Here is a 20,064-nt window from a genome sequence, read left to right as displayed (position 1 = left end):
GACATAACGCTGGACACAAGACGTAGTTGTAGGTAGCGTCAGTTACATCGAGAGCGTAGGGACACAATCATGGCAGATAAGCATCCGTATTCCGGTATTGCAGGACTGGCGCAGACCATTGCCCAGCTCAGAAAGTCGTTTCCTGTCCAGTTCGGCTCAGACACAATGAAAAAATTGGGGATAGCGCCTAACAACGAGAGCTATGTATTGAACACGCTGCGATTTCTCGGCGTACTCGATGAGGATGGGAAAAAAGGGCAAAAAGTTGGTTCCGTTTTCAGCCAGCATGAAGATGATGAATTTCAGCGCGGCTTTTCGGAGATTGTCTCTTCTGCTTACAGCGAGCTTTTTGAGTTGCACGGTGAGGACGCTTGGACGCTCCCGTTAACCAAGCTGATCGCTTACTTTAGGCACACAGACAACACGAGCGATATTGTAGGAAAGAAACAGGCTGCAACATTCCAAGCACTTGGATTGCTTTCCGGTAAAGTAGATGGAGCTGTACGATCGTCTACATCTAAACCGAAGACAGGCGACACATCCGCCCCCACTCGTACAGCACGCTCTAAGCCTACCAAGGTTACTCCGCAGCTACCTAAAGTCGAAGTTCCCTTGCCCATTCAATCGGCTGCTCCAATAGTCCAGCCTTCTACCATGGCGCTGACTGTCAGGGTAGAAATTAATCTACCCGCTGGTGGTGACCAAGAGACCTATGACCGCATCTTCAAAAGCATCAGAGAGAACCTGCTGAATGGTAATGTCTCTTAATATCTTTGAAGCGATAGTCCGTAGGACTACAGGGGATTATGATGGTGGAGGTGAGGCCAAAAGCACTGCCGTGCATCCATTTGAGCTGAGAAATATTCATCAAAGTCTTTATGGGAAGGTCAAAAAACTTTTCGACAATGGTCACTGTGCAGAGTCTACCTTCGAAGCATTTAAGCTAATAGACAAGCTTGTGCAGCGGCTATGCCAAGTGGACGAGTCGGGTTTTAAGCTCATGATGAATGCCTTCAACGAGACTAAGCCGATCCTCACTCTTGCCGACCTATCAACTACGAGCGGCCGAGACGAGCAGAAGGGCTACAGCTTCCTTTTCAGTGGGGCGGTGATGGCCATTCGGAACCCCCGAGGTCACGAAGTAAACCTCAGTGACGATCCTGACACGTGCTTGGATCATCTTGCGTTTGCCTCGCTTTTGCTTAGAAGGCTGGAACAAAGTGGCTTTTCCTGAGTTTAAATGAAAGGTATTTTCAATACCAAATACTGCATGAATGAAGCAATTCAATCGGTATGGTACTAGCCACTCGATTATTTCTCTTCCAAAGTTCGTTCAAACTCAGCGACTAGCTCGGTTAAACCAATATCGAGAACCTTGCACAAATCGCGGAGCTGCACGATATCCAAACGCCTAGATCCCGTTTCAACGTCGCTCATGAAAGATTGAGGACGGTCCAGCGCTTTGGAGCACTCGACCTGAGTCAAGCCTGTCGCTTTCCGATGCTTCTTGAGTAGCGTCAGTAGCACATCGTATTCGTGTCGATAGATGGTCTTGGACATGGTTGGCCGGCTCGGCAGTGGGCAGCCATGTAAGCTATATCTGCTTTTCAGATATCTGAATTTGGGATAATATCGGAGGATGCGGCAGTTGGCCGATGCCGCCTACCCGCGATTCTGGGCGCCTGTACGGCCTGTTTCACCTGAGCAGCCAGAAACGAAGAAACTCTCTGAGTAATGGTTAAATTCTGAAGGAAATCGCTATGCGGAACTTTGGTTATTTTTTGCTTGTAGTCGGAGTGCTTTGCATTGTCGGTGCGCTGGCTATGGATGTCTCGGTATCGGCTGGAGCGAGGCGAGTCAACAATATTGGACTTATGGCTGATCGGCAAAACTACATTCTTATAGGCGGCTTGATGCTACTCGTGGGGGTAGTTATGGCTATCGGCGGAAAGCGTCAGACGGGAATCGTTGGTAGCTATAGTGATGGTCGAGCATGTCCGATTTGTGCAGAAATAATCCGCTGTGCTGCTGTGAAATGTAAGCACTGCGGATCAGACGTGGATAGCATCAACACTGGCGTAATGTGTAACACGAGTTCAGTGGTAGAGCCTACGGAAAAGGAGAGGATAATGCTTTGGATTGCTCGCGGGATTATGTATTCAATTTTTGCGGGTTTTGTCGTCTTCTCTTTACTAGGTAGGTGATTAGCCCTGATCGCAAGGGGAGTTATCGTATGAAAGAATACGAAATTAGGATTCTAGAAACGTAGTGTAGGAAGTTTCCAGCCACCCTGAAATCAAAGTTGGCTTCCAATGTTTAATCGCGTGATGCCATCGGTGGGAATCCGGTATGGATATTGGTCTGATGGGGTTGACCGTCTGGGGTTCTGGCGGGGGGTGCCCATCTAGAGATTCGCTAAATCCGATGAGAGCTGCTGTGAGCTTGTCTTGGCGATTTTGAGCGAAGAATATTAAACTAGAAACGCGCTTACTCTGGTTCAAGGTGTGACTAGCTATCACTAGGTCGGCCCGGTAGAACGCTACAGAGCATCCTCTTTCGAAGGGAGTGTGAGGGCCAGTTTCTGCATCACTCGCTTCACTTGCATAGATGACCACGTACTGCCCCGGCTTGTGTTGATCCCTTTTCCATTCAGGCAATCAGCCACCTGTTGCAGTGTGCGACCTCCCTTGAGGATACACAGGTCTATCGGATCACGCACTGATTCTTGCCACGAACTCACACGATCTTGAATAGCCTTATTCGCCTTCGCCCGGTTGGTAGCGGTGCGACCTTTTTTCAGTGCCTCAGTACGACGGGCGATCTTCTCAAGCGACTGCACATCACCTTCAGCAGCACGAGCTTGTAGGGCGGCTAGAGCTTCCTTGGTGCGGTTGGCGATGAACTCTCGTTCCTGTTGGGCCAGTGCTGCAAAAAGATGAAGTTCGAAGGTCTTGGCATGAGGCATGGTTGCAACTTTAAACTCTGTCTGTTCCATCAGGCGGGCAATGTGATGGACCGAACGAGACAGCCTGTCGAGCTTGGCAACAACCAACTGTGCACCCAACTCCTTGCACGCTACTAGTGCTCTCTTCCCTTCGGGGCGATCCTCGATTGCCAATTTGCCCGACACAACATCCACGAACTCACCGACGATGTTCCAACCATTTTGTTTGGCTGCACGGTCGATGTACTCACGCTGAGCCTCAAGACCCAACCCACTCTCACCCTGTGACGAACTCGACACACGACAGTAGCTCACCACGTCGATTTTTTTTACGGAGTCGGCGGTGGTGGTCATGTCTCGGCTCCTGAAAGTCTGTCTGGGAACCAATATAACATTAATTGAACGGTCGTTCTAGGTTTGTTATAGCCGTTCTTGACGAAGAAGTCTGATCGCACTGGCGATCCCTTCGGCGTTTGAGTCGAGGACTTGCAAAGCTGACACGGCGTTGTCTGCCACATCCACAGAGCCACGTTCAGCCACCCACTTGGCGAGTTCTTCGATAGCAGCACCAATGCCGTTCTGACTGATCACCAGCAGCTCTAAGGCGTTGGCTATGGCTTCGTTCTGTTCTGACATGGCTGTCGTCCTTGATGGGTGAACAAAGATCGTAGCTTAGACGTTACTAAATGACGTATATCGGCACTTGTCGTGAGATCGACAAACCGTCATGGTTAACGCCAACACCCTGTGACGGCATTGCTACGCCGTTTGTGCAAAGGTCTGTGATGGATGATCATCCAGCATTGGCAGGTGACTCGTTTTTCTCTCGTTTTCACCTGTTTTGCTTTCACCTGTGATGAAATTGCAGAGAATGTTACGGGAATGCTTAACCTGAATTGCTCAGACACCTGTAAAAATGCGGGCTGGAGCAGTTGTTTGCACAATAAGTTGTCACATGAACGACCAGGATGATCCTGTTGTGATCCGTGATTCATCACCTGATTTAATCCTGTTGCAAATGGTGACTATATTGCAGATGTGAAAAAGCCCCTGTGACGCGGTTAGCGCAACAGAGGCTGATGTTGTTGGTGACATTGTAAAAGCTCTCAGAAAGGCTTGTAGGAGCTTGCAGCGTGTACTTGGTTGTTACGCTGGAATATCTAAAGGCTTGAACAATTCATTAACTTCTTTATCGATTTCAGCCAGTCGTTTTGCTTTCGCGTCCTCAATTTTCTTTTGTTCTTTCAGTTCGGCAGACTGGATGAGTTGTTGACGTACCATGTCTTGGTAACGAGCACGCTCAGATTCAAGAAACTCAACATACTTCGTCTTCTCATTCACTCGAATTTCAGCAATGTCCTGAGCCTGCATTGCTTCTGGCTTGATCATCCAGCAACCGTATTTGAGTGCTTCAAAGCTGATAAGTTGGTTGCGTGCAATACGGTGGCCTTCAGCAGTCTTTGCTGATACCAGTTCCAAGAAATCATACGACAATGGTGCTGTGACATACGTCATCGATTGCGTAGTGTTGTGATACACATGAATCCAGCCTGCTACACGGCTTTCAAACTCTGCATCATCCCACTTTGGTGGAACGCCATGTACGGTAATCTTATCTGTCTTGATGTCGGTAGTGGTATTGGTCATGTTTACTTCCTCGTTTGTTGTGAGATACGTGCTTTCATCTTGGTTAAGATGTCAATGCGATATTGTTCATCGTTCGATAGCTTTGGTTTTGTGACTTCATCGCTGGTAGTTACCTTGTTCATCTTGGTAATGGGCTTACCACCGTGAATGCTAGCGAGCAGTTTGTTAACCTCGGCAATTTGTTCTTCAAAGCGATTAGTCAATTGCTTTGGTTATTCTAGTTGTTGCGTTACTTGACTTGGTTGCAACTGTGCTTGACGCTTCAGATCAGGATTTTGAGCTAGGTGCAGTGCTGAAACACCATGTTCTGTTATCAGTTGATCGATGATGTCAGTGGCACGACGGTATTCTGTTTTATTACCTATCGCGGCTGCTGTCTGCTTGACGTAAATGTAATGTTTAATTTGCTGAATCGCCAAGAGACGTTCAAGGTCGTACGTAGTGAGTAAGTTCACTATATTCATTGTGGGTTTTTACTTTTGAAGAGTTAATTGTAGAAATAGGCTGGCATATGGTTGATTTAGTACTTTACATGCCCAGTTTATGTGGCTTGAAGACGAGGTAAAACAGGTACCCTGTACCCTAGCTAGGGGTCGCCATTTTTATCCGGTTTCGACCAGCGAACTCAGGAACGAGGGGCTAATGGCTGCGAGCTCACCAGCGGACACCAGAGTCCCATTACGATTAGCCTTTGACTTCAACCGATAGTACTTATCCAGTACAGTGCTTGATGCAGCATGGAAGGTGTGATGTTGATCTGGTGTGGGTATGTTAGATGTTGTGATAACAGCTTTGATCAGTTGTGATGGCGTGTGCAGTACGAGGTAATTGCTCAATGGTATTTCCTTATTTTCGTTGAATTAAGTTCCTTTGATTTACATGGAGTAGGTGTAATTACAGCTGTTATCAGCTGCTGGTCGGTGGTGTCCCAAGTGCACGAGTCATCACAAGCGCATCAACAGTCAATCCAAGATTGTTCGCTACAAGCCGCAAGCTTTCAAAGTGCTGAACTGTGAAAAGTAACTTCAAAGGAATGTATTGTTTTTGACTAGATCGCCAGATGCGGACCCTGCAAGTTGAACTGCATGTTTTGATATGAGACCGTTTGTTAATCATTTTTTTGTTACAGCTCAAACAATTTTTAATGCGCATAAATGTGCCTCCCTGATATTGGTAAGGTGGTTGGTTGAATGGTTGCATATGTTGCCGAATAGCCAATAAAAAAGGCCAACCTGTTGAGGATGACCTTTTTAATTTAGTGGAGGAGAGTTGCCAACATACTGTCGAGAAATAGCTAAATAACCTAACAGTAGCACCATGAGGGAGTGGTGATGAGGATGTTGTTTGGTTCTCTCCTATATATTTAACATTCTATCAAGTTAGTTGAGATAAGTCAATACAGTTGCAACTAAATGCAACCTTTTTTGATTATTTTTAAATGTGAAAGTGCATTCTTGATTTATTAGAAATGACATGCAATGTTGGGCTTCAGGAAAACAAGCAGATGATTATGATGTGTTTGGTTTTGGTCGTAGATGAACGAGGCTGATTGTTTAACGAGTGTATTGTTTAAGGGTGAACATATTTGTCTATTTACAGACAATTCACTCTCTATCAATCATGATTGGCAATCATGCCACCGTCATCGGTGTGATGTTGATGTCTGATGCTTGGTTCACTTTGTTCTCTCGCCCTGAATGTTCTCAGAGAATGTTCCCGTGTTACCACATAGAAGCAACGTCAACACCTTATTCGCTTACGCATCACTGCTGATCACATCAGTATGTCAATCAATTAAATTTCAGTAACCATACAACCAGTGTCAGCAAGTGAGCCGGAGGCGAATGCTTTACATAGGTGGGAAAGCGAAGCCCACCATGCTTTTGATCTGATTTCAGAGTATCACTCTGAATGCGTACTTCTGTTGTGTACAACGAGATGTAATGTCTTTGTTTGATGGGTCTATCCCCATCCTTTTCTCTACCTATCTCATTGCCTCACTGGGCTAGCTAGCCCAGAAAAATTCAATGCCCAAAGATTAAGCTTTGGGAGGAGAGCTTGTGAAACTGCACATCTTTCCTAATAAGCTTCTTAGGATCAATGTGCAGAATTATCAGCGTACGGTGTTGAATCTACAAGGTTACTAGTGTCAAGCAGCCTGAGCGAAGTGCCACTCCTTTCTCCAGCTAAGAAGAGTGTTTCGATGGACGCCGGTGAGGCGGTAAATTTCAGCGTTCTTTTTACCTTGTGCAAACAGCTCGTAAACCTTAGGTCTACGTGGGTCCTGAGTCGTTCTACGGTCCTCACCCACTGGACATAGTTCAGACAAGCCCCAATCGATCACTGCATCTGGCATGTATGTGGAGACAAGATACTCAGCTACTCGCCCATCCTGCACAAATAGCTGTATCGGCTTGGTATTGTCTTTGTCTCGTACTGCTGTCCGAGTCGCTGCCTGCAAACTAGGTTCCAAAAATCTAGTGACGATGAATCCTTGACGAAATACACGACCATACTTTGTTGTTAGAAACTCCAGCGCGAGCTGATCGGATGGCGATGGGTTTCCACCAAACAGAAGAATCGCATCAGTTTCGCCCTGATACTCGTTCAAGCCTCGACTGTCGATTGAGCAGCGATTCACGGTTCCCTTTGGTAGCCATCTGAAGCTTGCCCAGTTATTGCTGAACAGCAGCGGAGTTCCAATAGACCGTTGGAGAGCGGCCTTCAGAATGTCATCAATCACCAGAGGCTCTCCCTGCTTCTGCTGCTCAGTAGTGCTTTCATCATGTGCAGTCATTGTTACAGCGGATTTGCTGTAGTTACGCCCCTTCGGCATGACAGGGTAGATCGTGACAGCAGAGGTGTAGCCGTCAAACGCTGGCGTGAAATCCGACCTTGCGTATGTGACGCCATGCACCTGAGCAAAATCATCGAACTGACTTCCAATTACACTGGCTGCAAGAACGTGCACCTCTTCCGCCGCAGCGAAGGTGTCCCAGCAGTTGGACTCGACTACTGATCGAACATACCGGTTTCCATTGGGTATCTCGGGATCAATGAATACTGGATGCCCATCCTTCAGGCATTCGTAGATACGAGCCCCCTCTTTGCTCAACATCGAAGTGCGTTCAGCTCCTGCTGATACAGCCTTGAAGGTCGCCAATGATGTTTTAATCGCACCTGCACAACCGTCCCGTATATGTAGACGTCCATCCCGCTCCACTGCGTTCACAAACAGTTGAGCGAGCTCCGATGGTTCGAATGGGTACGCTGGAAAATCAACCACGGGCGGTAGTTCGTCGATGACTAGCATCCAGCCTTGGAGCAAACTTGGTCGTACCGCGAAGACGCTCTGATGTGTCGTGATAATCAGATGGTTTGCCTTCTTCTTCAAAGCGGCTGTCAGCTCCGTACCAACGTGATCACAGGTGGTGGAGTTGATGACACGATAAGGCAGGCCAGTTGGTAAACGGCTAACAAAGCTATCGGTGAGGTCGAGGGTGGGGAGTGCTAGGGCAATGGAGCGTCCCGCAGAAAGCAGAGACGGAATTTGGCTAATGAGTGCCTGAGTCTTGCCCGCTCCCGGAGCGGATACAGCGGTGTGGATCACTTTATTGGGGGCGATACTGCTCATCTTAATTTCTCCTTCTTTAAGTTCAATTCATAGGCAATTCCTCTCGGGGTGCTGCCAATTGGTTTTGGTAAATCGCAGACGCAAAAAAACCTCCTTGCAAGGCACCATTTTGGATCGGTGGTCGCGTGGAGGTTTCCAGATTGTCTGTCTGCTCACTGAAGCAGGCGAAGGATTATACAGCATTTAAAAGTAATGTCAACTATTATGTTGCTATTAGTTGTTGTTATGTGCTTGGCAGCGAAAGATGTCCCAGTGCTTCGACCATTGCTTTGAATGGGAGGCGGCTAAACCATTTGGATGGGGCGGGGCAGCCAATTCCTAATTCATCGCGGCTACCCCTCTAGTTTGATCAGTCGATTAGGTGCAACACGTCCCTGACATTCAGGTGGGAGTAGCGAGCAACTGATCGCGTATCCCTGTGTCCTGAGACGATCATTATCTGTGCGTTGTTGAAACCCTTCTTCGCGACGTTAGTAATTCTGGTGTGCCTGAGCTGATGTAGCCTGACACTGCTATCCAATCCAGCCTTAAAACGTGCCAGTCGCACCGCTTGAGTTACAGCGTGTGGAGTGACAGTGAAGATCAGGTTGTTGGGGTGACGCTTCACAGTGGCCCATAGCTGGGCGAGTTCAAGAATTTCTACAGCTCGGTGGGTGAGGGGAACGGATCGTGTGCCGTTCTTTCCGTCGATCACATCGGCTATACGGTCTTTGAGGTGTATGCAGTCTTTCGTCAGCTTCAGAATTTCGGACCGTCTCATGGCTGTTTCGTATGCCAATTCAACAATGAGCTTCATAGTGGGAGAGAGCTTTTCCAGCAATCGCTCAAGCTCACTTGCCCGGATCACCTTGTCTGAAGACCGGTCTGGCTTTGGAAGTGCGATATCACTTACAGGGTTATGAATGTCGATCAATAAACCGCGTTTGGCGAATCGGTAGAACCTCGACATGAATGCGAGCTGAGTTCTGCACGTGGACGGCTTCACCTTCTTCAATCGCATGATCTTGAAGTCGTTGACCATCTGCGGGGTGATTTCGTGAATGGGTTGCGTGAAGTGTCTGCCCAAATGCTCAACGATTTTCAGTGCGTGGTCGTAGCTACCTTTCCCCTTGAGCATGGTTTCGCAGTAGGTCATGCCCAACGTATAGATGGTGTGGTGCTTGCGATCCATCGTCACGGCTTCAAGCTGATCGGCCCATGACTGAGCTTCGGCTTTAGTGGCGAAGGTTTTCGACTGGGCAGATTTACCCTTTACCCGTACCTGAGCGTTCCAGTTGCCGGACGGAAGTAAGCGAATATTGGCCATTTTTGACGCCTCATAATGTGAATGGGCGTTCTGTGAAATCCAAGAGCAGCAGGGCTTGCAGCTTGCGCAAGCAGACCTTGACATGGTGGGGGTCGTTGGTTCGAGTCCAATCGCGCCTACCAAACAAAATCCGCTCTGCTGGGCGGTCTAGAAGGGCTCACCGAAAGGTGGGCCCTTTTTGCGTCTGGGGGTTTTTAACGCTGCGACGTAGGAGGTTTCTGAAAATCTCTTCAAGGGCACTAATCTGACCCCAAGCCCCTCGCCGGAGGTTTTCCATCGCGTTACGCTCTGGATGTTTTCAGGAAAAAGGTTTGGTAAACGGTGGATAGGCGTATCGCTGGCTTTAACTACCGGCTGCTCGCTGCCATGCATCGAGCCTTGATTTCACTGTATAGTATTTGAGCAATTCGATAGATTTGGTGACGTTATGACAGTAGCAGCTCAAAGCAAAGGCTCTTGGTCGGGGCCGACCATCGCCATGACTATGGTTGCGGCATGCTTGGTCATGACTGATCAAATGGCGCATGCGGAAGTAGTGCCAGCCAAACAATCAACTGCAGCGAAGCGGACCCAGGCGAATGTGCAGGATCTAGTGAACTTGTGAAAAGTGTTGTTGGCGAACTGCGCAGGCTCGAAACCGACATGAGTAAATACACCAGGATTTTGTGCGAGGCAGACGTTCCAGAATGCCATCTGGAAGACCATCCTTTTGGCTTGATCGCAGACAACCTGAGGTTTGTAGAGAAGAGGCTCCGTGAAGCAGGTATTCCGGTCGGGAGCGAAAAAGAGTTCAATACGCTGCTTCGAGCTGTAGCGAAGGCGCGCTCGGTTGCGGCGATGAATGATTCCCTGATACGTCAACGCACAATCGTCCCGAATGTCATCGAGAGCGATATCGACTTGGAAGGGCTGAAAACCCTGACGACCCGCAACACACAGCGTCTGATCGATCAAGTCGGATAGTGGTTATTCGAGTCGAAATCCATCCTGAATTGCGGGCTGATATCGAGTTGGCACTCGCAGCCCATCCTTTTGCACTAGACCAGATAATTAAAGATTTTACCGTCTGCATGGATAGCAAAGGTCAGACACTTCCCAGTTATATGGGGGTGTGATCAGCCATACCACGAGCCGGCAGCGGCTCGATCCGGCCAACTTCGCCATATTCATATCGCTCTACCACCCCAAAAGTTCAGGGCTTCCGATCGGCAAGCCTACAGAAAATGCGACATAAGGCGGCCGCAGCTGAATGCCGCTTTAGTCTACGTACAGGGCGAGCTTTACGAAGACCGATACATGATCCTGGCATTTTTCGCGCCGTATGCGCACGACAAGGCGAAGGTCGATGCCGTGATGACTAGGCTTGGGATACTGGCTAAAAAATTCCGAGACGAAAACTGAATTATGATGAAAACCTGTTTGAGGACGCTCGGAGCTCGCCTCGCTAACAGTGTAGTGATCCCCGCCGCTTGGGTCTCGGGGCTTGCGATGATAGGACTCTTGTGGGGCATGATAGAGTTTTCGTCCGGTAAGCTTACAGTCGAAGGACGTCAGCTCTTCCTGGCTTCTGTTTCTATTTTTTGCCTCGCTATGTGGCATTTAATACGGCGCAAGAGACGAGCAAAAGCACTTGTAGCGTCCATCAACCTAAAAGAAGGTCTGAGCCTTGACGATACTCAGTTGCTCGGCTTTCCAAGCCCCCTATTTTTTGCCTTTGACCCTTCCAACAAAAAACTCGCTCAATGCCAAAGCGCAACCGGTGACTATCAAATTCGTGACTTCACGTGGGTAACAGGCTGGCAGTTTGAGTGGCAACAGATTGACAGCAAGGTATCGGGCGGCGTTCTTCAAATAGTCGATGGGGCGGGCATGGGCGTTCCAGCCGACGAGATTCGGCGTAGATTCATAAGATTCACATTGGTTCTGATGGTTGCCGATACAAGTCATCCTCCGCTCCGTTTTCCAATGAGCCGGAGCGCAGCTGAAGGGTGGTGTGCCCGGTGCAATGTGCTTTTCAAGTGCTGAACCCGGGAAAGCGGGGGACAGACCGATTATGAGACTGGCCGATTATAGACGGACAAAAATTGTGATCTGTCCCCCTCGGTTCCCCTGAGCCCAAAAGCGTTACCGGCGTTAGCTTCCTTCCGGGAACCTTCAGCTGGTTCCGCATCAACCCGGGGTGGTGTCGAGTCCGATCGTAAGAAGCACAGCAGTGTGAGGAGCAGGATGAAGCGAAAAATGAAGCGGGATAGCTTGGACATTGTCGACACCTGAAGTTGAAGTCGACTCCTATTGTCTATATCCGCTCTCGCAGTTCCACTCAACTCGGTGTAATTACGCTGTGCCAGCTTTTGACGGTCAACAATCGAAGAAGCGAGGACAGACCACAACTATGGGGAAGTTGAGTACAGGTGAGCTCTAATCGTGGTCTGCCCCTAATTCACTCAGCGCCGGGCTTCTTTTATCTGCCTACCGATTCTTGGCCGAATCGTAGACGCTGCTTCGTTCCCGCTTGCCGACGGCCAGCACCAGGATGACAATTCGTCCATCCTCAACGCGGTACACGAGTCGGTAGCCGGCGCCGCGCAATTTGATCTTGTAGCAGTCCTTCATGCCGTGAAGCTCATCTCCTGGCACTCGTGGCTCGGCCTGTCGTTCTTGGAGCTTTCGCAAAAACTGGAGGCGGATGGTTCCGTCGAGTTTGCGCAGTTCCTTCAGCGCTTTCGGATCCCACTCGACTCTGTACTCAACGGCCATTGGCGATATCTGCCTCGGCCTCGCCGATGAGGTCGTCGAGAGATACTCGGACGGGTGTTTCGTTGGCATCGAGCCGTGCCTTGACCAAGTGAACCAGTTCCAGTTCGTCCAGACGCTCAACCATCGCCTCGTACACGTTGGCAGGGACCATATAGCCCATAACGCGGTTGTGATTCAGCACGGCCACGGGCAAGCCGTTGGCGCCGCTCAGGACGGCAGAGGGGTTCTTCTTGAGTTCGGATACGCTGACGGCCACATCGGCCAGGATATTCTGCATAGATAAGACTCCGATTTAGGTCGTTATTCTGGTCTTTTGGTGCTGTGTAGGCAAGCGTTCAGCGTTCCAATCCCTCGTTCTAAGGTTGGATGGAGCTTGACTGCGCCGGACGTTTTTGTTTCGGGAGAAAGGGGGGCGGGAAAAGGGAAAAGGAGAGGTTTTTTTTGCCGCTGTGGCTTATGAAGGCTCAAGCGAGCGCCGCGAAAGGCATTGACGCAAATTCCTACACAAACCTCGGAAACCAGCGCATTGCAGCATCTGAATAGGCAACTTATTGTCTCTATATCGCCCAGATGGCGATTCGGGTTTGGCGACTCGATTGAATGAAGCGCAGAAGCTCCTGCTCCTTATCAATTGAAGAGGTACTGCTCATGACCCGATACATGCCCATCACCGGCATCGACTGCATCCCCGCAACCCTGCTCATCGACACCGAAGCGCCTCTGGACGTCCTTTTCGAAACCGCCGATTACCGCATCCGCACGGTGACCCAAGTCTTGGAAAATATCGCGTTTCGCTCGGACATCAGCTCAGACACCGTGGTGCTCACTGATTTTTGTAAATTGCTGACCACGTCATTGCGCGATGGCTGTGATGTCATGGATGTGATCGGAAGACGATTGCGGGCGCAGGTGGCGGAATAATGAAAACGGGCGACTAATCAGTCGCCCGTTTTCATAAAGCTTGGGAAAAAATTCAAGAGGGCAGGGCATGTGTCCCGATTGATTGCACGGTATGGGTAAAGAAGAGGCCAAGCCAAAAAATTAGGAAAGGCACCCATACTCAGGCAGGCGAATGTTCAGCTCCATGCCCAGGCTGCGCATGAAGATCAATGCCTAGCGCATGAATGACCTTGAGTACGGTATCGAATCTCGGCTTTGATCCAGGTGCGAACGCCTTCTACAAGCTTTCTCGGCCCCTGCCAGAGTCTTTAGCGATCTGCGCCATGCCTTGGGCCTTGGCGACATAGCCGATCGCTCGGAGAAACTCCTCGCTATCACCATCAGCCAGCACCTGAGAAAGGTATTCACTGATGGTTTCGTCGCTCTCGAGCAGTGCCGCCATGTCAAATGTCGTCAAGTGTTGGCTCATGTTCAAACCTCCTTGCCAATTTCTTCGCTTAAAACCTTGGACTGTCCCCAGTCTTTTGTCCTCAGTCTCTGCGGTTTGTCTGTAAAACCGCGCCTCCCCTTTTTAGGGCGGCTTCGCCACCCAGCGGGAGCAAGCTCCCTCGCCACATGGTTTGTGGTGTCGCGGCTCAGGCAGCCAAAGGCCAACCAATACGCGCTGCACGGCGCAGGCTCGCCTTAACAACCAAGCGATGAAATGGCGCAATCACGAAGATGTAGGCCCGGCCCAGTCGGTTGTGGCACTGCACCACGGTTGAAAAAACCAGTTGGCGACTGCCTTCCTGCTCTACCTCTCCAGAACACAGGATCGATATGCGGAAGTCGAGGTGCTTGTCGTCCTCTCCCAACACGATTTCAGTCTGGTCGGTGCTGTAGACCTTGAAGATTTGAATCCGATGGGCAAGTGTCGCCAAATGCCTGGCTGTCTTGAGCCCAAAACAGGCAACGACAGTGTCTCGGACTTTCATGAGCCATCCGATCCAGGATGGCTGGTGGGAAAGGATGAATCGAGCGAGCACCTCTGGATCGCTGGATGTGCCCGCTGGGAGTCGAATCGCAAAAGCGTCCGCCAGGTTCGTCGACTTGTAAAGGTGGGTGACGCCGGACCTCGAGGGGACCGGCACAGACTTAATGAGCTCAAATTCTCGGGGCATCGGGGATCTCTTCCTGAGTGCTAACTACCAATTAGATGACATGCCATGTCGCGTTTCTTGTCGGGAGGCGGCCACTTCTCCTTGTCGGATACTGAGCCCGATCAGCGCATCATACAGCGCCTGTTGCCCAGCGGGCAGGACAGGGAGCAGCGTCGCACGGCGCTTGTCGGCATCGAACCAGGATTCAACCAACCATCCCACCAGATAGAGCGCCGAAAGGCATCCGCCAGCGGTTGCGACGTTGCCCTGGCATACAAGAGGCTGGTCCACGGGCTCAAGTCCCAGGGCTTGCAAGCCCGATCGTGCATCCGGGTGTGTCGTTGCTCGGCCGCTGAGCAGCCCAAGCCGTTGGAGAATGAAAGCGCCGGCGCAGATGGAGCCGATTCGCTGGCGTTTGGGGTCAAGTTCAAACGACGGCAGGAAATCCGGGGAGGCCAGTGCGGCGGGTATTCCTTCCTTGCCGCTGGCGAACAATACCGCGTCGGCACTATTGGCCTCGGAAAGCAGACCGTGCACCGAAACAGGCAGGCCATGCGCCGATCGTACGACAGGGCTGGAACCCAATATTCGGACGTGCCAGTCCTCGGTGTTGCGGCCTAAGATGTCCCACATCAGGAATAGGTCGATATCGGTGAATTGGTCGAAAGCAACCAGGACGATTTTCTTCAAGGCGAGCTCCATGAAAAGTGCTGGCGTGCAAAACGCAACGGCCATCTTTGCTGGTGTTCGCAGGGTATCGATCGGTTGCGCGCCATACACAGCCTGTATGGCGATAAATAAGGAGCGAAATAACGGATGGAAAAACTAACGCGTCACCATTGGATCGCGGCTGGTTTCGAGGCCCTCGACCAGACAGGGCATATTGGCGTGTCAGCCGAGAGTCTATCGCGCCGATTGAATGTGACCCGCGGATCGTTCTATCACCATTTCCGCAATCGCGAAGACTTTGTCCGCACCTTGCTGGCCGCTTGGGAAGAAGACTACACGGAGCGCATGCTCGCTTTTGCGGCGCAAGGTCGTAGCGCGGGCGAAATCTTGAAACGCTACTTGAGTATCGCTGCTGAGAAACAACCTGGGCGTGAAGTTTCCATCCGGGCCTGGTCGCTGCACGATCCGTTGGTAGGCGAGGTTCAGCAGCGTGTTGACGCACGACGATTGGACTTCGCGATACGGACGTGTCGTCGCTTGGCCCATAGGCCAGGCGAAGCAGAAGTGATGGGGCAGGTGGCCCACCTGTGCCTGATTGGGGGGCAGCAGGCGGGGCTGCGGCGTGATGCCGCTCGCTTCAACCGTTTCGTGCATCGAGCCTTTTCGCTTTTCGAAGGGGTTCTTCCACCGTGGCGGTCCAGGTCGTGAGAAGAAATGAGCAGGGGAGTGCCTGACCTGATAGCGTTGTGGGAAAAGGCCATGAATGAGCTGCGAATGGGCAAGCCATGTGTTTCGATGTCTATTCGGGATGAGGACCGATAATGCCGTACAACTACACGAACGGCCGCTACCTGGTCTTCAAAGGCAATGGCAGCGATGGGGCGCCCTTGGGCCGGCTTCATCAGGACGGAATAGTTCGAAATCTTCAGGGTGAGCCGCTGTATTACGTAAACACGGACGAACATGCGTTCAGTTCGGTCGATTTTATCTTTCAAGGCGGTATACAAAAATGTAGCGGCACGTTTTATGTGCTCGGCGACAAAGTTCTGTTCACGTTTTCCGAGATGACGGTTAAGCCACAGGGAAACGAAACCGAGGAAGAGGCGCTTCACAGGGAATTCAAAAAAAGGGCGTTAAGTTTGGCAGGGCAAATCGTCCAGGCGAAAAATGAGATGGTGCAGGCACGCCTGGATATGGCCTGGTCCAATTTAAATCTTTTCCGCCGTTTTCGTGCCTTCTTGACGAGCCGAGCCCGTAGGGAGCGAACATCACCAGGGTGGCGTTACAGCGGGCTCGACAGTGATCATGAGCTCAAATCGAATGTCTCTTCATCGTCACTCGCGACAATGGTTTTGTGCGCTGCGGACGCCAGGAAAACGCGGGCAGACCACGATTATGAGGCGGTCCGATTACACGTGAACTCAAATCGCGGTCTGTCCTCAGCCTTCTGGTGTCCGCCGTTTGAGGTGGGTTCTATAGCTGCACTTGCAGGGAGTCCTCGTCGTAACTCGCGCTGGGAAAACATCCAGTCAATCTATACGCCGCGTTTTGCCCGGACACTCGTCAAATTGATTGGGAATTAAATGAAACAGGTAGTGTTGGCACTTTCGCTGGTCACATTGGCAGCCTGCATGCCTTATCAATCAGTGAGCTCGCCAGATCCAAATTGGATGCGTCTGGGTGGATATGAACCTGAAGGCTATCCGAGGACGTTTGTCGAGAACCTAAGCGGCGATTGCTCTTTGGTTACCGAGTCATGGTCTGACAGTAGAATCAACGGTCGTATTCTGTGGAAGAAGCGGCAGTCTCGAGAGCCTGTTGCCTGTCCATAGGCGCCTGTGTAAGGGCTGACTTCGCGTCGAAAAAAGGGGACAACCCACGATTTGAGACCGACAGATTAATGTACGCAATATCGAGGGCTGTCCCAGTTGTTCTGACTCCCGCCCTTGGCTCGTAGCAGCGAAGCAATGGTGCTAAATTCTGCGCGTCCAGCGTGTGGGCCCATCTGGCTCGGCGAGGATATTTAACGCCTCTCTCAACCGATTTTGTGGATATGGAAATTCAATGGACACACCTAAGCTTTCGATTGCGCTGTCCTGTGCTGTTGCAGTTTTGATGTTGAGCGGGTGCGCTGCCTCTGTAAAAAGCGGCGGAACTGAAACGCTCGTCATTCAGGAGTCAGCCAAGCAGAACCTGGTCGTAAACTTTGAGGGGAATAGCAAGGTTCAACAGAACGAGGACTGGCCTCGCTTGAAGCGGGAGTGGAATGACGCTCTGCAAGTCGAAGCAACTCGCGCCGGCTACAGGCTTACAGAGGCTCAGGCATCAAGCCACGAGGGTAAGGAGGGTGTCGGTATCAAGATCAACGTGACCAATTTCCGTTACCTGACTCCAGGCGCTCGCTACGGAGCAGGGGTCATGGTGGGAAATGCATGGGTCAATTCCAGTGCCGATTACTCGGACCTGAAATCAGGCCGCCTGATTGGAACTCGCACCTATGACACCTCGTCGTCTGCTTGGGAAGGCGTTATGTCGGCCATGACCCAAGAGCAGGTTCAGGCTATTTCTCAGAAAATCATAAGTGACATCAAGAGCGCAAAAGCCAAGTAATGCGATCTTGGGTTTGCCAGTGTTGGTTAACCGGGGTATCGGCGGTGAAAGGTGCGGAGCTCCAGCCTAGCGTTCTGCCGTGCGATGTATTCGTGTCGAAGCTGATGAAACAACGCGCCCGAGGACGATTAATCAATGCCAAAGAAACTTCAGGAAAGCAAAGCAGCGACGGCTGCTGACATTGAGCGCTCCATCCAGGCACTGAACAAAATGGCAGAGCGCCTCTGGGGCGACGGTCGGGAGGCTGAGGCAAAAGCCCTGCTCGACGCCTTGGATGCTTTAAACAGGGCGCTCGACAGGATCCGGATTGGGGAGAGCCGCAGGGTTCTTCATTGAGCATCAGAGTGTTTACGAGATGCCCGCTCATCAACGGTCATCGCGATTGCGCAGCAGCCACTCATCGACGGCGTCTCCGAGCGTTTTCGGGACGCCATCACGTATCCAGGCCATGAAGTCCCGGTCAAATTTAAAGTTGTCGCCGCAGTGCTCCACCATGAATCGGCGGACGTTCTGTGTGTTTCGGTAGTGCTTGCAAACTGGCGTATCTCTTGTGAGCTGGTCACTGTGCCAATTAAAACTCATGGGACGGGCTCCGTACTGGATGGTCAGACCTATAAATCCATGACACCGGATGCTTGGCGTCTTGCAAGCGGTATCCACACGTCCACGTAACCCTTCCCTCGGGAGGGTTCGAAATCCGCGCTGTACTGCTCGAACTCAGGCGCGTCGGCTGTCTCATATTCAGACTCAGGCAACCAGTGATTGAAAATGGTGAAGAATGTCTGATGGATCGTCGAGATATGGCCTTGGTGTCGAAACACGCCATAGTTTTGCTGCGGCACCCTGAAATAGCGAAAAGCCGGAGGAAGACCATCGACGCAGGACACTTCTGTGCCGGCAATGTATTCAAAACTACCGTCCAGTCCAGGGTTACAGCACAGGCCATAGTTCCAGTTGTTGACCTGATCGGGTACCTGTCCCAGGTAGTGGGAGAACGCTTGCCACAAACCGACGATGCCTTCGTTCTTATCGAAGGTATAACGATCCCCCAGACCCGCGATGAAAAACGCTGCCCTGGTTTCAAAGCGAGGTTCGGAGAGTGTTATGAGCTTCCTTTCTTTCATACGTAAAGGCTCCACCAGCGAGAGATGTTCATCCTCGTGCCCACGCACTTGCTTCGGCGTGACCCCAAACAGATCGCAGAAGGCGCGCGTAAACGCTTCATGGGAACCGTAGCCGGCATCCAGCGCTACTTGCAGAATGTCCGGCGCACCTCGACGCAAGGCCAGTGCTGCTTGGCTCAACCGCCGAGCACGGATGTACCGCATCACCGACCAGCCCGTCGACAGCGCAAACAAACGGGCCAAGGCAAAGGGAGACAGGTTGCAATGGCGCGCGACACGTCCCAGATCGAGTTGGGATCCCAGCTCCAACTCGATGTACCACAGGGCCCTTTCGATATTCAGCATGACGGTCCTCCATGAATGCTGAAAGCGACGTTATCAAATGCATGGGGAGAACATTTGATCGTTCTTGCGGTTTTTGCTTTCTACTGCCGTATAACTGGCTGCTGCCTATACGGGATTAACTCACTCATTCAAGGACCTGGAATGCTCATTGTTTTCAGCGGCCTTCCCGGCACCGGGAAAACGACTATCGCCCATGATCTCGCCGCTACGACAGGCGCCGTGTACCTACGGATCGATACGATTGAACAGGCGATTCGAAACTCGGGGGCGCTTGCGCAAGATGTGGGGCGCAGTGGTTACATGGTTGCCAACGAGCTGGCCCTGAGTAATCTTCGTTTGGGCCGCACGGTTGTCGTTGATTGTGTCAATCCCGTCATCGAAAGCCGAACCGCGTGGAGCGAAGTTGCCTCACGGGCGGGTGGTCGGTTGGTAAATATCCAAGTGATTTGCTCCGATAAATATGAGCACCAGCGCCGGGTAGAAACAAGGGAAGGTGACATTCCCGGGCTGACGCCACCCACCTGGCAATCTGTACTGGATCATGAATATGAGCCATGGGACGAAGCTCCGTTTTGCATAGACACAGCCATGGCCTCTGCGGCGCAAGCGGTCTCGATGATCATCAATCGATTTCTGTCCAGGGAGTAGGATTGGGACCGGTAGAAGGTTGGCTTCGAAATGAATTGACCGGCGGTCCGACCGTTTGGAATTACCGCCGCCCGGGGAACTCCATTCATCGAGGAATATGTATTCCTCAATGGCGGTGAACACCGCCCGAGGCAAATGGAATGACGTCGTTCGAAGAATTCAGGGCCACATCCCATGAGCTTCTCAAAGAGCTGGATGCCGCGACGATTAAGATGATGATGTTGGTTTCTGCGAAAGAGGTATCCGGTCCGAATGGCACTTACTTAACGGCTAACTAGCTGATACGCCTGCAAAAAATGAAAAAAGGCTGGCCTTGGTCTACGGTGATAGTTGCGAACACA

Annotated in this window: 23 protein-coding genes and 1 pseudogene; 10 read left to right on the top strand and 14 right to left on the bottom strand. The window is 51.1% G+C overall.

Annotated elements, in window-relative coordinates:
- Positions 1-69 precede the first annotated feature (69 nt).
- Together HU767_RS25085 and HU767_RS25080 are read left to right on the top strand one after the other, a co-directional pair.
- Entirely contained in the window at positions 70-768 is a 699-nt protein-coding gene (locus HU767_RS25085; protein WP_186730743.1) for a DUF5343 domain-containing protein, read from the top strand.
- Entirely contained in the window at positions 758-1,234 is a 477-nt protein-coding gene (locus tag HU767_RS25080) for a TIGR02391 family protein (RefSeq protein WP_238349518.1), read from the top strand. Before HU767_RS25085 ends, HU767_RS25080 begins: the two co-directional genes overlap by 11 nt.
- A 77-nt stretch (positions 1,235-1,311) precedes the next feature.
- Here HU767_RS25080 and HU767_RS25075 read toward each other — a convergent pair whose 3' ends face one another.
- The 7 genes from HU767_RS25075 to HU767_RS25045 form a co-directional block, all read right to left on the bottom strand.
- Positions 1,312-1,560: a helix-turn-helix transcriptional regulator gene (locus HU767_RS25075; protein ID WP_186730741.1), complete on the bottom strand. Its 249-nt coding sequence runs from the start codon at positions 1,558-1,560 to the stop codon at positions 1,312-1,314.
- Positions 1,561-2,539: 979 nt separating this feature from the next.
- The gene (locus tag HU767_RS25070; protein ID WP_189674397.1) at positions 2,540-3,298 is read right to left on the bottom strand and encodes a recombinase family protein; all 759 of its coding nucleotides are present in this window, start codon (positions 3,296-3,298) and stop codon (positions 2,540-2,542) included.
- Positions 3,299-3,364: 66 nt separating this feature from the next.
- Positions 3,365-3,580 carry a hypothetical protein gene (locus HU767_RS25065; protein ID WP_186730740.1) on the bottom strand — a complete coding sequence of 72 codons (216 nt, stop codon included), beginning with the start codon at positions 3,578-3,580 and terminating at the stop codon, positions 3,365-3,367.
- A 510-nt stretch (positions 3,581-4,090) separates the two neighbouring features.
- Positions 4,091-4,591 (bottom strand): hypothetical protein, encoded by a 501-nt coding sequence (locus HU767_RS25060; RefSeq protein ID WP_186730739.1) that lies wholly within the window; start codon positions 4,589-4,591, stop codon positions 4,091-4,093.
- Between the two features lie 212 nt (positions 4,592-4,803).
- Positions 4,804-5,046, bottom strand: coding sequence for a hypothetical protein (locus HU767_RS25055; RefSeq protein ID WP_186730738.1), 243 nt, complete (start codon positions 5,044-5,046; stop codon positions 4,804-4,806).
- A gap of 1,694 nt (positions 5,047-6,740) precedes the next feature.
- Positions 6,741-8,225 (bottom strand): hypothetical protein, encoded by a 1,485-nt coding sequence (locus HU767_RS25050; protein WP_186730737.1) that lies wholly within the window; start codon positions 8,223-8,225, stop codon positions 6,741-6,743.
- A gap of 349 nt (positions 8,226-8,574) precedes the next feature.
- Positions 8,575-9,531: a site-specific integrase gene (locus HU767_RS25045; protein ID WP_186730736.1), complete on the bottom strand. Its 957-nt coding sequence runs from the start codon at positions 9,529-9,531 to the stop codon at positions 8,575-8,577.
- 642 nt (positions 9,532-10,173) lie between these two features.
- Between HU767_RS25045 and HU767_RS25040 the strand changes: the two genes are divergently transcribed.
- A complete protein-coding gene (locus tag HU767_RS25040) occupies positions 10,174-10,494 on the top strand; it encodes a hypothetical protein (RefSeq protein ID WP_186707500.1) in 321 nt (106 codons plus the stop codon).
- Between the two features lie 546 nt (positions 10,495-11,040).
- On the top strand, positions 11,041-11,556 hold the full coding sequence (locus tag HU767_RS25030) for a hypothetical protein (RefSeq protein WP_238349517.1): 516 nt from the start codon (positions 11,041-11,043) through the stop codon (positions 11,554-11,556).
- Positions 11,557-12,000: 444 nt separating this feature from the next.
- Here the strand turns inward: HU767_RS25030 and HU767_RS25025 are convergent, their stop codons facing one another.
- Both HU767_RS25025 and HU767_RS25020 read right to left on the bottom strand, forming a co-directional pair.
- Complete coding sequence (locus HU767_RS25025; protein WP_186707502.1) at positions 12,001-12,288, bottom strand: type II toxin-antitoxin system RelE/ParE family toxin; 288 nt, start codon at positions 12,286-12,288, stop codon at positions 12,001-12,003.
- Complete coding sequence (locus tag HU767_RS25020; RefSeq protein ID WP_053123436.1) at positions 12,278-12,565, bottom strand: type II toxin-antitoxin system Phd/YefM family antitoxin; 288 nt, start codon at positions 12,563-12,565, stop codon at positions 12,278-12,280. The genes HU767_RS25025 and HU767_RS25020 overlap by 11 nt, the downstream gene beginning before the upstream one ends.
- A gap of 371 nt (positions 12,566-12,936) precedes the next feature.
- On the opposite strand from HU767_RS25020, the gene HU767_RS25015 reads away from it, so the two are divergent.
- Positions 12,937-13,209: a hypothetical protein gene (locus tag HU767_RS25015; protein WP_018610855.1), complete on the top strand. Its 273-nt coding sequence runs from the start codon at positions 12,937-12,939 to the stop codon at positions 13,207-13,209.
- A gap of 139 nt (positions 13,210-13,348) precedes the next feature.
- Here HU767_RS25015 and HU767_RS25010 read toward each other — a convergent pair.
- The 3 genes and pseudogenes from HU767_RS25010 to HU767_RS25000 all read right to left on the bottom strand — a co-directional run bounded on the left by HU767_RS25010 (position 13,349) and on the right by HU767_RS25000 (position 15,017).
- Positions 13,349-13,657 (bottom strand): annotated as a pseudogene (locus HU767_RS25010) (addiction module antidote protein).
- A 166-nt stretch (positions 13,658-13,823) separates the two neighbouring features.
- Positions 13,824-14,348, bottom strand: coding sequence for a DUF2867 domain-containing protein (locus HU767_RS25005; protein WP_186730734.1), 525 nt, complete (start codon positions 14,346-14,348; stop codon positions 13,824-13,826).
- Positions 14,349-14,372: 24 nt separating this feature from the next.
- Entirely contained in the window at positions 14,373-15,017 is a 645-nt protein-coding gene (locus HU767_RS25000) for a DJ-1/PfpI family protein (RefSeq protein WP_186730733.1), read from the bottom strand.
- Positions 15,018-15,143: 126 nt separating this feature from the next.
- Here HU767_RS25000 and HU767_RS24995 point away from each other — a divergent pair, with 126 nt between their 5' ends.
- The 4 genes from HU767_RS24995 (at position 15,144) to HU767_RS24980 (ending at position 17,942) form a co-directional block, all read left to right on the top strand.
- Complete coding sequence (locus tag HU767_RS24995) at positions 15,144-15,704, top strand: TetR/AcrR family transcriptional regulator (protein WP_186730732.1); 561 nt, start codon at positions 15,144-15,146, stop codon at positions 15,702-15,704.
- A 113-nt stretch (positions 15,705-15,817) separates the two neighbouring features.
- Entirely contained in the window at positions 15,818-16,579 is a 762-nt protein-coding gene (locus tag HU767_RS24990; protein WP_186730731.1) for a hypothetical protein, read from the top strand.
- A gap of 481 nt (positions 16,580-17,060) precedes the next feature.
- Positions 17,061-17,606, top strand: coding sequence for a DUF4410 domain-containing protein (locus tag HU767_RS24985; protein WP_186730730.1), 546 nt, complete (start codon positions 17,061-17,063; stop codon positions 17,604-17,606).
- Positions 17,607-17,741: 135 nt separating this feature from the next.
- Positions 17,742-17,942, top strand: coding sequence for a hypothetical protein (locus tag HU767_RS24980; RefSeq protein ID WP_013693816.1), 201 nt, complete (start codon positions 17,742-17,744; stop codon positions 17,940-17,942).
- Positions 17,943-17,972: 30 nt separating this feature from the next.
- Here the strand turns inward: HU767_RS24980 and HU767_RS24975 are convergent, their stop codons facing one another.
- Both HU767_RS24975 and HU767_RS24970 read right to left on the bottom strand, forming a co-directional pair.
- Complete coding sequence (locus HU767_RS24975; protein ID WP_186707508.1) at positions 17,973-18,188, bottom strand: DUF6434 domain-containing protein; 216 nt, start codon at positions 18,186-18,188, stop codon at positions 17,973-17,975.
- A 29-nt stretch (positions 18,189-18,217) separates the two neighbouring features.
- The gene (locus HU767_RS24970; protein WP_186730729.1) at positions 18,218-19,075 is read right to left on the bottom strand and encodes an AraC family transcriptional regulator; all 858 of its coding nucleotides are present in this window, start codon (positions 19,073-19,075) and stop codon (positions 18,218-18,220) included.
- A gap of 141 nt (positions 19,076-19,216) precedes the next feature.
- Between HU767_RS24970 and HU767_RS24965 the strand changes: the two genes are divergently transcribed.
- Positions 19,217-19,723 (top strand): AAA family ATPase, encoded by a 507-nt coding sequence (locus HU767_RS24965; RefSeq protein ID WP_186730728.1) that lies wholly within the window; start codon positions 19,217-19,219, stop codon positions 19,721-19,723.
- Positions 19,724-20,064 lie beyond the last annotated feature (341 nt).

Source organism: Pseudomonas sp. SWRI179 (assembly GCF_014268705.1).
GTDB lineage: Bacteria > Pseudomonadota > Gammaproteobacteria > Pseudomonadales > Pseudomonadaceae > Aquipseudomonas > Aquipseudomonas zanjanensis.
The sequence above is the reverse complement of the archived record's forward strand: the minus strand, read 5'-3'. Positions and strand labels throughout refer to the sequence as shown.